The organism is Nocardia flavorosea NBRC 108225, assembly GCF_001613385.1.
Lineage (GTDB): Bacteria > Actinomycetota > Actinomycetes > Mycobacteriales > Mycobacteriaceae > Nocardia > Nocardia flavorosea.
Window position 1 is genome coordinate 1 of sequence record NZ_BDCG01000009.1, and the last position, 12569, is coordinate 12569.

Sequence of the window (12569 nt, forward strand, 5' to 3'; positions counted from 1 at the left end):
CAACCCTGGTACCAGGGCTACTGCAGACACGGGAGTACCGCCGTGCGATCACATGGGCGACGTCTCCGGATACGCCATCCAAGGAAGTCGATCGTATGCTGGATATGGCCGCCAAGCGACAATCCATACTCGACCGCGAAGGTTTCCGCTTCGAGGCGCTGCTGGCCGAGGGGGTACTGCACTACCAGGTCGGAAACCCAGAAATCATGGCGGCACAGATTCAAAGCCTGCTGGAAAAGTGCGAACAGGCCGAGATCCGGGTTGTTCCGTTCCGTGCCAAGAACCCCTGCGGTCTCATTGCCTCCCCGTTTGTATTGTTTTCCTTCCCACCGCTACTGACCTCCAAGCTTCAGGAACCGCCGGTTGCCTACGTAGAGGGACTCGCCGGCGATCTTTACCTGGAACGGAGGACAGAGGTCAGCATGTATTCCCAGGAAGCCGAGAAGATCCGTCATGTAGCGTTGTCCAGGTCGGCATCGAAGAATCTGATGCTGAGGGCATTGAAGGAGTGGCAAGCGTGACCGATCAGACGGCCGCCCAATGGTTCAAGAGTAGCCGGAGCCATGGCGGGAAGGATTGCGTAGAAGCCGCCCATCTGAACGGAGGCTTCGTCGGTGTTCGGGACTCCAAGAACCCGAGCGGTCCCGCGCTGATCCTGACCCCCGGCCAATGGGATGCGTTCCTTTACGCCGCGAAGTCGGGCCGGTTCGACCGGCCATAACCGCCTACAGCTACGGCACCTGCCGAAGATCGATCACTCGGTCGCTGCCAGACTTCGGAACAAGGCCTGGCAGCGACCGAGCTCTTTCCGGAAGCGCTGGTCATACCGGCGGCTGAGAAGCGGCGACGGCACCGGCTCACAGTCGATACCGAGGGGCATGCTCGCACACCACGAAGCGGTTCTCCGGTTCACCGCTCGAGGTCGCGGCCGCGGTCTCGTCCACGAGTTCGGGGATCGATACCTCGCCGTGTCCGGGTGGGCGGATAACGCTGGATGGGGTCGATCCCCGGCGTCGGCCGCGACACAGCCAAGATGTCGGCGATCTCCTGGCGGGTTAAGGGTTCGCGCTGGCCACGGGCCGCGGCCGCGCGTGCTCTCCGCGCCGATTCAGCGGTCCGCTCAGCGGCTTCCCGCTGTCGCTTCAAGGCGAGTTCCTGGGTCTCGCGCTGTTTGTGTTCGCGTTCCTGCTCCTGCCGTAAGCGTTCCTGGGCTTCGACGGCCCGCTGGGCCGCCTCTTGGACGCGCTGCTTCGAATGGCCGCCGACGTTATCGCCGCTCTTGTACTCGGTGAAGTCCCGGCCGCCGAGTTCGTTGACAACCCGGGCGTTGTCGTGTTTTCGCTCTCGCCCCGAGGGCAGTTTCATGGGTTGTTCGCGTTGCCAGCCGGTGTGGCGGGTTTCGCCGCGCATCTCGGCCATCCCGAGAGTGAACCAGCGGCCCTGGTCGTTGTTCTTCCGGGCCCGCTCCGACCTTTTGCGTTGTTCCTCGTGGGCGTGTTCTATGTCGCGGCGCCGGCGCTGTTCGTCGTCCACCCCCGGTTCCGGTCAGGTCAGGCCGAGTTCTTGTTCCACCTGGAAGAATTTGTGCGGTAGTCCGTGCACCTTCGCGTAGTCGACCGATCTCGAGTACCACGCCTGGGTGACCCAACTGAACCCGTCTTGCTCAGCGGCGGTGAACAGTAGGTCGACCGGGTCATCAACGGCTGCGGTCCACTCGTAGGTGATCACCGGCCCGGATGGGAGGATCAGTCCCCCGACGTCCGGGTCATTCGTCCATCGGCCGGCGCAGTGCTGCACAAAGTAGTTACCTACGTAGCAGGCGAATTCATTCGCGACGCGGGCGTTGCCCGGCTCGGTCAGTGCGTCGTCATCGGGGAAGAAATAGCCGAACACTTCCTTGAGCCAAAACAGCGTCAACTCATCGCTGTACCGATCGACCTGCGGCATGGGGCCCACCGACTTGCCGGAGTGCGTTCTCCAATCGGCGGGCACCCCGGGCAGCGTCTCGGTGAACATCCGGTCTATCGATTCCGAGATCTGCTGCGGGCGCGACCATTGCAACCACACCGGATGGTTCTGTGCAGATTCGTCGATCTCCATCGGCTGATCCTTCCCCTCTTCTCGCTGATCGCGCTGAGTGCAGCGTACCGGGGCCTGCCTGACCAGTCCCCGATAACACGACCGCCTGATCAGGTCCCATACACGGGCATCGGGTCAATGGCATCGAGCATCAGGCTGCGTCTCGTTGTTCCTGCGCAAGCCGCGGCGCCATCGCCTCCATCTGCTCCATGACCACCCGGATCGCTTCGGGCTGCTTATCCGGCGGGTACTTGTACTTGATGAGCAACCGTTTGATCGACGAACGCAGTTTCGCGCGGACATCGTCGCGGACGGTCCAATCGGTCTTGATATCGCGGCGCATCACCTGCACCAGGTCGCGGGCGATCTTGCCGAGTACGTCGTCGCCCATCTGTTCGACCGCGGATTCGTTCTCGTGGACTGCGTCGTAGAAGGCGAGTTCGTCCTCGTCCAGGGGTGGCGAGAAATGCTGCCCGCGGTCACGTTCGGCGCGGGCTTCGCGGGCGAGTTCGATGAGCGCGGCGATGACCTCGGCGGAAGTGAGCTGCTGGTTCGTGTATTTGTTCATCAGCTCCCGGATCTTCTCCGAGAACGCGCGCTGCCGGGTGAGGTTGTTGCGAGTGGTATGCCGGACTTCTTCGGTGAGCAGTGTGCGCAGTGCCTCGATCGCCAGATGCGGATTGTCGGCTTCGCGGGCCTGTTCCTCGAATTCGGGGGTCAGTTCGGACAGCGACGGCTTGGGCAGGCCCGCGGCCGCGTAGATATCGACGATCTCGCCGGAGGCGGTGGACTGTTCGAAAAGCGTTTCGAGAAGCCGCTGGGTTTCGGCGGGAACGGTTCCGCCTTCGGCGCGACGCTGTTCGGCGTCGTATTTCGCCATCCAGCAGCGGACTTCCTCGTAGAACCGGGCGATCGGTCGCAGCTCGGCCAGGTTCTCGGAACCGGAGGACACGGCCCAGGCGCGGGCGAGTTGGTTGGCGAGGGTGCGGTAGCGGTCGGCGAGGGTGGGCTCACCTTTGGCGACCTGATTGCCGGGGGTGCCGGGCGCACGCAAGTGCTCGACGGTGCCGTACACAGCTTTCATCCAGTGCCGTTGATCGCCGGCGCCGAGTTTGCTGCGCCACGGGTAGCCGGCGCAGAGTGCGTCGAGGGATTCGATCAGCTGACGGGTGAGGGCGATCACCTCATCGAGGTTCTGCCCGACCGGTCGCTGCTCCCGGTCGGTGGCGGTGTATTCCTTCAGTGCCTGTTCGAGGTTGTCGGCGACCGGTGCGTAGGCGACGACGAGACCGTCCTGTTTGCCGCGGAACCGGCGGTTCACCCGGGCGAGAGTCTGCATGAGCAGGGCGCCCTTGATCGGCCGGTCGAGGTAGAGGGTGTGCAGGGGCGGGGAGTCGTAGCCGGTGAGCAGCATGTTCTGCACGATCACCAGCTGCAGGCAATCGCCGGGATCCTTGAGGCGGGTCTGGATCTGTTTCTTCTCGGCACCGCGATACCGGTGCTTGGCCAGCAGGCCCGCGTCCTTCGGGCTGGACGAATACACCACTTTGATTGTGCCCTCGCTGAGATTGTCGGAATGCCAGTCGGGGCGGAGGTCGATGATCTGCTCATACAGGTCGGCACAGATATCGCGGGTGGCGCAGACGATCATCGCTTTACCGGGGCCACCGATGAAGGCGCGCATCTGCTCGGATCGGTTCGCCCAGTGCGCGACGATATCGGTAGCCACCGCCTGCAACCGTTCGGGTGCGCCGTAAAGGCGGTTCAATACGGTGACAGATTTCTCGATGCGGGCACGTTCGTCGTCGTCCAAGCCGGCCGCGGCCTCGTCGGCGGCGCGGTCGATATCGGCATCGGAGACACTCTCGGCCACCCGCATCTGCGGTAGGCGGGGCTCGAACAGCACCCGGACGGTGGCGCCGTCGTCGACCGCGCGGGTGAGGTCGTATTTATCGATGTATTCGCCGAACGTCTTGCGGGTGTTGCGGTCCTCGAACGAGATCGGGGTGCCGGTGAAGGCGATGAGCGTCGCGTTCGGGAGGGCGTCGCGCAGGTGGCGGGCGTAGCCGTCGAGATCGTCGTAGTGGCTGCGGTGCGCTTCGTCGACGACGATGATGACGTTCGAACGGTCGGTGAGCAGTGGGTGGTCGATACCGGAGCGCTTCTCCTCCGGGGAGAGACCGAACTTCTGCAGGGTGGTGAAGTAGATACCACCGGTGGTCCGATCGGCGAGGGCGGCGCGCAGATCGGCCCGGCTGGTGATCTGGATCGGTTTCTCCGGCAGCAGCAGGGAGCGGTCGAAACTCTGGAACAGCTGCCCGTCGAGTTCGGTCCGGTCGGTGACCACCACGACGGTCGGGTTCTTCAACCGCGGGTGTTTGGCGACGAGATGGGTGTAGAGCTCCATCTCCATCGACTTGCCCGAGCCCTGCGTATGCCAGACGACACCGGCCTTGCCCTCACCCTCCACCGCCTCGACGGTGCAGCCGACGGCCTTGGTCACGGCGAAGTACTGGTGCGGTTTCGCGATCCGTTTCACCAGCCCGTCACCGGTGGAATCGAAGGCGACGAAGTTGCGCCGCAACTGCAGGAAGCGCTCGACGTTCAGCACGCCCTCGATCAGATACTCGATCTCGGTGCCGGTGTGCTCGTCATCCAGCACTTCCCCGTACCGGACCGGCCGGCCGTCGCCGTCCACATTCCACGGCGCGCAATGCTCCAGCGGGGTGAACGGCGTGCCGTAACGGGCGGTGCGGCCGTCACTCAGAATCGACAGCACACAGAACTGGAACGCGAGCGGGAACTCCCGCACGTACGTCGCCAGTTGAGCATGCGCCGCGGCCACATCCGCGGCACGGCCGCCCGGCTTCTTCAATTCCATGACGCCGACCGGCATCCCGTTCAGATACAGCACCACATCGAAGCGGCGCTCGATATCGCGGGAACGAATGGTCACCTGGTTGACGGCCAGGAATTCGTTGTCCTCCACCCGATCCGCCACCAGGCGGATGGTCGGGTTCTGTTCCTGCCCGGCGGAGTCGAGATAGCTGATGCCGCGAAACCCGTGCACGAGAATGTCGTGCACGCGCTGGTTCTCCTCGAGGGCATCCTGGGATTTCGGTGCGGCGATCTCGGCGCGGGCCTGCACCAGATACTCGGCAGGAACGTCGGGATTCAGCGCCCGCATCCGATCGAGCATCCGCTCCGGAAGCAGCAGGTCGTCCCACGAGTCCCGCCCCCGCTCACTACCCGGCGCAATCCCCGCACCGGGCCACAGCCGATACCGCCCGCGCAGTGGCGAAGCGGCTGCGCACCGCGGATGCCGAACTCGCCGAACTCGAGTCCGGCGCAGACACACCCGAACCGGCCTCTACGCACCTGCTGGAACAGGCGCTGCGCCTGCACACCGAGCACGGCGACCGGGACTGCCCGGTATGCGGCACCGGCCGGCTCGACGCCGCCTGGGCCCACGCCGCACAGGAGGCGGTGCGCACCGATCGGCAGCGATCGGCGCAGCGGAAACAGGCCACCGATGATCTCGAACTGGCCCGCATCGAAGCATGGGGACTGCTGGTGCGGCGTCCGGCGGCACTGGACGAGGCACCTGCCGAACTGGCCGAGAAGGTCGATAGTGCCCGGACCGCCTGGGATGCCTGGACCGACCGGCTCCGCGGCCGTGCGACCGTCGCGGCCCTGGAGCTCGCCGACCACCTGGAATCCAGGGTCGAACCGCTCACGGCCGCGATCGACGATCTCCGGGAAGCCGCCGCCACGGAACTCACCGCCCGCGAAGACGTATGGCAGCCGGTACGCGGCCGAGTCCTCGCCTGGTGCGAGGAATGGCAAGCTTGGCTGGCCGCGAAACCCACCGTGGACCGGTTGGGCGAGGCGAAGAAGTGGCCGCAAGACAACGACCTCCAGTTGCGCAACGACCGGCTCGCCCCGATCCGCGACGGCGCCCGGCAGGCCTGGGCGCGGTTGCGGCAGGAAAGTAATGTCGAGATCGGCGACCTGAGCCTGGTGGGTTCGGCGACACAGCGAAAGCTGCGGATCGATTCGCGGATCGACGGTGTGGAAGCCGGCGGCCTGACGGTGCTCAGTCAAGGCGAACTCCACGCACTTGCGCTGGCCCTGTTCCTGCCGCGGGCCACCATGGCCGAATCCCCGTTCCGATTCCTCGTCCTCGACGACCCGGTCCAGGCAATGGACCCGGCCAAGGTCGACGGTCTGGTCGCCTTGCTCACCGAACTGGCACAGCATCGGCAGGTGATCGTGCTCTCCCACGACGACCGTTTGCCGGCGGCGGTCCGGCGAGGCACCTTCGCGGCCACCATCCTGGAGGTGAACCGCGGCAAGGACTCGCAGGTCTCGCTCTCCCTGCTCACCGATCCGGCCCAGCGGTACCTGGCGGATGCTTTCGCTCTGGTGAAGGAACACGACAAGGAGCGAGTCCCGGCCGAAGCCCTGCACCGCACGCTGCCAGGACTGTTGCGATTCGCCGTGGAAGCCGCGGCCAGACATACGTACTTCACCCGCAACCTGTCGTGCGGGCGCCAGCTCGCCGAGTTGGAACGCGAATGGGAAGCGGCGGACAGAACCCGCCGACGGGTGAGCCTCGCGCTGTTCGACGACCCGTCGGCAGAACAGCGGCTCGAGAACTGGTCCCGCGCACCCTACCGAAAGGACGCCCTGCACACGGTGGGCTCGAAAATGCACCGGGGCCTCGGTCCGGGCAGCGATCCACAACAGGCCGCGCGGGCTGTCGAACGCCTGATCGCCGACCTGAATGCGGCAGCACGATGACCACACTGCTCGAACTGGCCGTCACCCACCTGGCCGCCCGCACCCCGCACAGCAACCGGATCGCCGGCTGGTTCGCCCGCGCCGCGCTGGAGGAAACCATCGACAACCTCCTGCACGCCCGCAATATCGACCCCGGACGGGCCAGCGCCCGCGCCCGCCTCTGCTTCCTCGAGGTCGCCTACCGCGATGTCCCCGAGGTGGCGGCCGAAGCCGGATATGCCTGGGACCGCTTGTCCCAGGCCTGCCACCAGCACGCCTACCAGCTCTCCCCCACCTACTCGGAGGTCGCCCACCTACTCGCGACGGTGTCCACACTGGATGACCGGTTCCGCTCGGAACAGCGGCCCGGGTAGCCGATCTGACTTCACGATCGCTGCTCAGGGTGTGCGAGCCGGGTGGGGACAGTAGTCGTCCGACTCCCGCTTCGGTAAGTACCGAAGCAGCGCGACGTCCCCGATTTTGGCCACATCGACCAATTCCATCCGCCGGCGCGACCCGCCCGGAAAATCGGCGGGGTCGACGAATCGGGGTGCGTCGGCTTGGCCGATGAGCAGCGGGGCTACGGCAAGGTGGAGTTCGTCGGCGAGACCGGCTGTGAGAACCGCGGTGTGGATGCTGGTGCCGCCTTCGATCATCAATCGTCCGATGCCACGTTCGCCGAGGTCGTCGAGTAGTGCCCCGAAATCAATGGCAGCACCGAGCGATACGACGACCGCAAGATCACCGACGCGGTTACGCAACCGTTCGGCGCCCACATCGGTGGTGTAGGCGATTGGCCGGCGTTCCTCGACGCCGTGGTGCCAGAACTTCGCTTCCGGGTCGAGATTGCCGGAACCGGTAACCACGACTTTCTGCAGATGTGCCGGTTTGCCGGCGGCGGCGCGTGCGGAAAGACGTTCCGGGCTCTTGATGATGAGTCGGGGATTGTCGCGGCGCAGTGTCTCCGCACCGATCAGGATGGCATCGCATGCGGTGCGTTCGACCTCGACGCGGTCGAAATCGGCCTCGTTGGACAGGTAGAGGCGTTCGGGGACCATATCGTCGATATAGCCGTCCACGCTAGCCGCGACGGAAAGAACTACGTACGGTCGGGGCAACTCTCCGCCTTCCAATGCTCTAACTCGCCGATGAACTCGTCGACGCCGGGTTGGGTGCTGGCGGCATCCATCATGCCCGCCAGGGTCGTCACCCGCTCCATGATGCGTCCGGAGCCTGTGGCAACGCCGATCCGCAAAGCGTGCGTGCCCATCGCCGCCGCAGGCTCGATGTGGCCAGCAGCCATGTAGGCGACGGCGGCGCGCGCGAGGTACACACCTCGGTCACGCGGGTAGCCGGATTGCATGCGAGTCGTGGCGTCGTCGAACAAGGCAATCGCAGTGGGGTATTCGCCGAGAGCGGTGCGGCTGTGGGCTTCGTAGGCGTCGATATAGGCGTGGTCGAGGAAGAATCCCCAACTCGGGTCGGTGCCAGCGGTATCGACCAGTGTGCGAGCAGTGTCGTAGGCGCGTGCGCTGGCGTTCGAGTCGCCCTCCATAGCCTGTGCATGTGCGCCGTAGGCGACGGCTGCAGCCCCGAACAGTGACGAGGCCGGTGCGCTGTGTTCGGCGGCTTCGGCGAATTCGCCGCTCCCGGCGCCGTCGCCGCGATCGGCAGCCAATTGGCTCATCCGTACCAGTGACAGCCCGATACAGTAGCTGTCGCCGAGTTGGTGTGACCAGGTCAGGGCTTTCTCGGCCCAACGCTGGGCGCGGTCGAACATCCGCTGATCCTGGTACTGCCATGCCGCGGTTTCGGCGTAGATCGCCAGCAATCGCAGAATGCTCCGGGAGTCGACTACCTTTGCTTGCCGCAGCGCTTGCATCCGGTCGATCGCCGTGATCACTTCCGGGAGAGTGCTGGCGGAACCATAGATATTGTCGGATTCGATAATGTGCAGCCGCTTGTCGTTGAAAAACTTGATGTGGTCTACGTCGCTGCGCGCGAATGCCGCAGCCAGCGGCTCACTGGATACCGTGGCACCGGCGGCCATGCCGACAGCTCCGGCAACGAACGCACGGCGGCGTACGGACACAAGAACAGTCCGCCCCGCGGAAGTCCGGGCTTGCACCAGGATGTGATCGGTGTCGGCGTCGAATTCCAGGACCGATCCGTGTAGTGGCTCAGCATCACCGCTGGCCGTTGCCGGGATCTGCAGGATCGACCAGAAACGTTCTACGACAATCTCTTCAGCTTGGTGAAGTTTGCGGTCCATGCGGGCGGCATAGGGGGCGGTGAGCTCGATACTTTCCTTGCGTCGTTCCCATTTCCGTACAGCCTCGGTAGATACGCCGGTGTGGGCTGCAAATGCTTCGCGCTTCATGCCGAGCGCCGCACGGAACGCAGCTACTTCGCGTCCGGTCCATCGTCCACACAGTTGCATCGGTTGCGCCCCCTCTTACGCGTCGTGTGCGCCGAGAATACCCCCGACGCACCTCCTGCGTACCCCGTCCGTACCTGGTCCGGCCCGACGGGCTGCGAAATGGTGGAACAAGCCCCGCCGCCGGGTCGATGGCTTGCCCAGGCGATCTCGACGCTCGGCTCAGATGGCGCCGTCTGAGCCAAGCGGTCATCAATGCGGCTATCCCCGGCGGCGGGCGCTTTCCAACAACGTCGAGATTTCCACCGAACCGATTGGAACCAACAGCTATGGAGTGCGGCAAGCGGAGGACGGCCGTGGAACCACTGCCGATTCGGAAACCGAACGCGGACGGCCGGATGTCGGCGCACAACGAGGCGATGTCATCGGTACTGCGGTTATGGCTGGAGAGCAGCGAATATCGGGAACTGCTCGAACGGACCCGAGAGGGATTGAACGCCCTCGATGCTCACGATGCGGTGCCTCATGAGGTCACACGCGGTGACGGCGAACGTCTGCAGCGCGAGGTGGATGGTGTGATCGCGCGGTGGAAGGCCGGACATCCGGAGGTACGCCTTGACTACTGACCGGGCAAACGCCGCGATGCCGTCGGCAGGTGTCGGCGGGGCAGCGGGGTTCGGTTTCGACCGGCCGAGTGTTGCGCGAGTGTGGAACTCGATGCTCGGCGGGAAAGACAACTACCCGCTGGACGAGCGCGTCGTTCTGGAATTGGAGCAGCTTGCGCCGGGGCAGCACGCTGCCGCCAGGGCAAGCAGGGAGTTCCAGCAACGGGTCCTGTGGTATCTCGCGGGCACGGTCGGAGTGCGGCAGTTTCTCGATCTCGGTGCCGGTCTGCCGTTTCCGGAACCCGGTCGGATGAACACCCACCAGGTCGTGAATTCGGTGCGCGGTATCGCCGAAGCGGACCGGGCAACAGTTGTCTACATCGATAGCGACCCGGTCTGTGTCGCGCACGGTCGCGCACTGCTCACAAACGGGCAGTCGCATTATCTTCCCGGCGATATCACCGATCCGCATCTGCTGCACGATCCGGCCGTCGCCACATACTTCGACCTCGACCATCCGATCTGCGTCTTGCTGTGCGGGGTCCTGCCTCACCTCGACGACCGCCTCGATCCTGCAGGGATCGTGCACGGCTGGGCGGAGGTGCTGCCGCCGGGTTCGTTCCTGGTCCTCACCCACCTCCACGACCCTGGCGGGCTCCTGCACCGGACAGCGGCCGGGTGTCAGACCCGATACCTGGAAACGCTCGGGTCCGGCCGGTTTCGCACTCGCGCGCAGATCACCGGCTTTCTCGATGGCCTGCAGATCGTCGAGCCGGGCCTGGTGCGGCCGGGCGATTGGTGGCCGTGCGGTCCAGCTACCCGGTTCCGGTCGGTGGCGGAGTGGTTGCTGCTCGCGGGGGTCGGCTGGAAGGGGTCATGTCAGTAAGCTCACCGAGGTGGCCGATACCTGGATTGGACCCGGGCCTCATCCAGACCAGCACGGCCCGCAGAAGCGACCCGGACCAGACCCACGCATATCAGTTCAGCTCAGACCCGTTCTTTGGACCGGGTGCGCACGCGCAGCGCGATCGGCTTCTGGGTTTCGGCGAAGAAATCGTTACCCTTGTCGTCCACCACGATGAACGCCGGGAAATCCTCGACCTCGATCTTCCAGACCGCTTCCATACCCAGTTCCGGGTATTCGAGGACCTCCACCGATTTGATGCAGTCCAGGGCGAGGCGGGCGGCGGGGCCGCCGATGGAGCCGAGGTAGAAACCGCCGTGTTCCTTGCATGCCTTGGTGACCTGAGCGGAACGGTTGCCTTTGGCGAGCATGACGAAAGAACCGCCGGCCGCCTGGAATTGATCGACATAGGAGTCCATGCGGCCCGCGGTGGTGGGGCCGAAGGAGCCGGAGGCGTAACCGTCGGGGGTTTTCGCGGGACCGGCGTAGTAGACGGCCATATCCCGCATGTACTGCGGCATCTCCTCGCCCGCGTCCAGCCGCTCCTTGATCTTGGCGTGCGCGATATCGCGAGCCACCACCAGCGGGCCGGACAGCGAGAGCCGGGTCTTGACCGGATACTTCGACAGTTCCGCGCGGATCTCGTCCATCGGGCGATTCAGATCCACCTTGACCACATCGCCGCCGAGGATCTCGTCGGTCTGCTCCGGCAGGTACTGCGCGGGCTCGCGTTCGAGCTGTTCCAGGAACACACCTTCGGGCGTGATCTTGGCCAGCGCCTGCCGGTCGGCGGAACAGGAGACCGCCAGCGCGACAGGGCAGCTCGCGCCGTGCCGGGGCAACCGCACCACGCGCACATCGTGGCAGAAGTACTTACCGCCGAACTGGGCGCCGATCCCGAACGACTGGGTCAGTTTGAACACTTCCTGCTCGAGTTCGAGATCCCGGAAGCCGTGCCCGGTCATCGACCCTTCGGTGGGCAGGTTGTCCAGATAGTGCGCGGAGGCGTATTTCGCGGTTTTCAGCGCGAATTCGGCGCTGGTACCGCCGATGACCACGGCGAGGTGGTACGGCGGGCAGGCCGCGGTGCCCAGCGAGCGGATCTTCTCGTCGAGGAATTCCAGCATCCGGGTGGGGTTCAGGATGGCCTTGGTTTCCTGGTAGAGGAAGGATTTGTTCGCCGAACCGCCACCCTTGGCCATGTACAGGAATTTGTAGGACGGGTGCGCGGGATCGCCGGGCGCGGAGTACAGCTCGACCTGGGCGGGCAGATTCGAGCCGGTGTTCTTCTCGTCCCACATGGTCACGGGCGCCAGCTGGGAATACCGCAGGTTCAGTTTCGTGTAGGCGTCGAAAACGCCGCGGCTGATCCATTCGCCGTCGTCCACACCGGTGAGCACGCCCTCGGATTTCTTGCCCATTACGATGGCGGTGCCGGTGTCCTGGCACATGGGCAGGATGCCGCCGGCGGAGATGTTGACGTTCTTCAGCAGGTCGAGCGCGACGAACCGGTCGTTACCGCTGGCCTCGGGGTCGTCGATGATCCGGCGCAGCTGCGCCAGATGCGCGGGCCGCAGGTAGTGGCTGATGTCGTGCATCGCCTCGGCGGTGAGCATGCGCAGCACCTCGGGGTCGACCTGCAGGAAGGTCCGGCCACCGGATTCGAAAGTGCGGACACCCTCGGTGGTGAGCAGCCGGTACGGGGTGTCGTCGGCGCCGATCGGGAGCAGGTCTGAATAGCGGAACTCGGGAGCGGTCACCGATCGCACTCCTTCGGAAGTGGGCTGCGGGTGGAACAGGGCACAGCCACGGTGGACGCCGC

The 12569-nt window shown here is 65.1% G+C and carries 11 protein-coding genes and 1 pseudogene; 6 read left to right on the plus strand and 6 right to left on the minus strand.

Going from position 1 to position 12569, the window contains the following annotated elements:
- Together NFL01S_RS36835 and NFL01S_RS36840 are read left to right on the plus strand one after the other, a co-directional pair.
- Positions 1-521 (plus strand): DUF5753 domain-containing protein (locus NFL01S_RS36835; RefSeq protein ID WP_062973851.1); only part of this gene is annotated, 521 nt, incomplete at its 5' end.
- Positions 518-721 (plus strand): DUF397 domain-containing protein, encoded by a 204-nt coding sequence (locus NFL01S_RS36840; protein ID WP_062974153.1) that lies wholly within the window; start codon positions 518-520, stop codon positions 719-721. The genes NFL01S_RS36835 and NFL01S_RS36840, both read left to right, overlap by 4 nt.
- A 188-nt stretch (positions 722-909) precedes the next feature.
- Here the strand turns inward: NFL01S_RS36840 and NFL01S_RS10205 are convergent, their stop codons facing one another.
- The 3 genes and pseudogenes from NFL01S_RS10205 to NFL01S_RS10215 all read right to left on the minus strand — a co-directional run.
- Positions 910-1533 carry a hypothetical protein gene (locus NFL01S_RS10205; protein WP_062973854.1) on the minus strand — a complete coding sequence of 208 codons (624 nt, stop codon included), beginning with the start codon at positions 1531-1533 and terminating at the stop codon, positions 910-912.
- Positions 1534-1545: 12 nt separating this feature from the next.
- Positions 1546-2100: a hypothetical protein gene (locus NFL01S_RS10210; RefSeq protein WP_062973855.1), complete on the minus strand. Its 555-nt coding sequence runs from the start codon at positions 2098-2100 to the stop codon at positions 1546-1548.
- A gap of 130 nt (positions 2101-2230) precedes the next feature.
- Positions 2231-5347: pseudogene (locus NFL01S_RS10215) on the minus strand (type I restriction endonuclease subunit R); the annotation flags it as partial.
- A 26-nt stretch (positions 5348-5373) separates the two neighbouring features.
- On the opposite strand from NFL01S_RS10215, the gene NFL01S_RS10220 reads away from it, so the two are divergent.
- Together NFL01S_RS10220 and NFL01S_RS10225 are read left to right on the plus strand one after the other, a co-directional pair.
- Positions 5374-6882, plus strand: coding sequence for an AAA family ATPase (locus NFL01S_RS10220; protein ID WP_157116429.1), 1509 nt, complete (start codon positions 5374-5376; stop codon positions 6880-6882).
- Positions 6879-7235 (plus strand): hypothetical protein, encoded by a 357-nt coding sequence (locus NFL01S_RS10225; protein WP_062973859.1) that lies wholly within the window; start codon positions 6879-6881, stop codon positions 7233-7235. The genes NFL01S_RS10220 and NFL01S_RS10225 overlap by 4 nt, the downstream gene beginning before the upstream one ends.
- Before the next feature lie 24 nt (positions 7236-7259).
- On the opposite strand, the gene NFL01S_RS10230 is transcribed toward NFL01S_RS10225, so the two are convergent.
- Together NFL01S_RS10230 and NFL01S_RS10235 are read right to left on the minus strand one after the other, a co-directional pair.
- Positions 7260-7979 (minus strand): RibD family protein, encoded by a 720-nt coding sequence (locus tag NFL01S_RS10230; protein ID WP_062973861.1) that lies wholly within the window; start codon positions 7977-7979, stop codon positions 7260-7262.
- Entirely contained in the window at positions 7961-9301 is a 1341-nt protein-coding gene (locus tag NFL01S_RS10235; RefSeq protein ID WP_483247220.1) for a helix-turn-helix domain-containing protein, read from the minus strand. The genes NFL01S_RS10230 and NFL01S_RS10235 overlap by 19 nt, the downstream gene beginning before the upstream one ends.
- 293 nt (positions 9302-9594) lie before the next feature.
- On the opposite strand from NFL01S_RS10235, the gene NFL01S_RS10240 reads away from it, so the two are divergent.
- On the plus strand, positions 9595-9864 hold the full coding sequence (locus tag NFL01S_RS10240) for a hypothetical protein (protein ID WP_157116431.1): 270 nt from the start codon (positions 9595-9597) through the stop codon (positions 9862-9864).
- On the plus strand, positions 9854-10729 hold the full coding sequence (locus NFL01S_RS10245) for an SAM-dependent methyltransferase (RefSeq protein ID WP_157116432.1): 876 nt from the start codon (positions 9854-9856) through the stop codon (positions 10727-10729). Before NFL01S_RS10240 ends, NFL01S_RS10245 begins: the two co-directional genes overlap by 11 nt.
- Before the next feature lie 101 nt (positions 10730-10830).
- On the opposite strand, the gene NFL01S_RS10250 is transcribed toward NFL01S_RS10245, so the two are convergent.
- Positions 10831-12507 (minus strand): fumarate hydratase, encoded by a 1677-nt coding sequence (locus NFL01S_RS10250; protein ID WP_062973869.1) that lies wholly within the window; start codon positions 12505-12507, stop codon positions 10831-10833.
- Positions 12508-12569: the final 62 nt, after the last annotated feature.

Coding starts and splice junctions, on each gene's coding strand:
- NFL01S_RS10225 (WP_062973859.1), top strand. CDS start 6,879: ATGACCACACTGCTCGAACTGGCCGTCACCCACCTGGCCGCCCGCACC.
- NFL01S_RS10210 (WP_062973855.1), bottom strand. CDS start 2,100: ATGGAGATCGACGAATCTGCACAGAACCATCCGGTGTGGTTGCAATGG.
- NFL01S_RS10235 (WP_483247220.1), bottom strand. CDS start 9,301: ATGCAACTGTGTGGACGATGGACCGGACGCGAAGTAGCTGCGTTCCGT.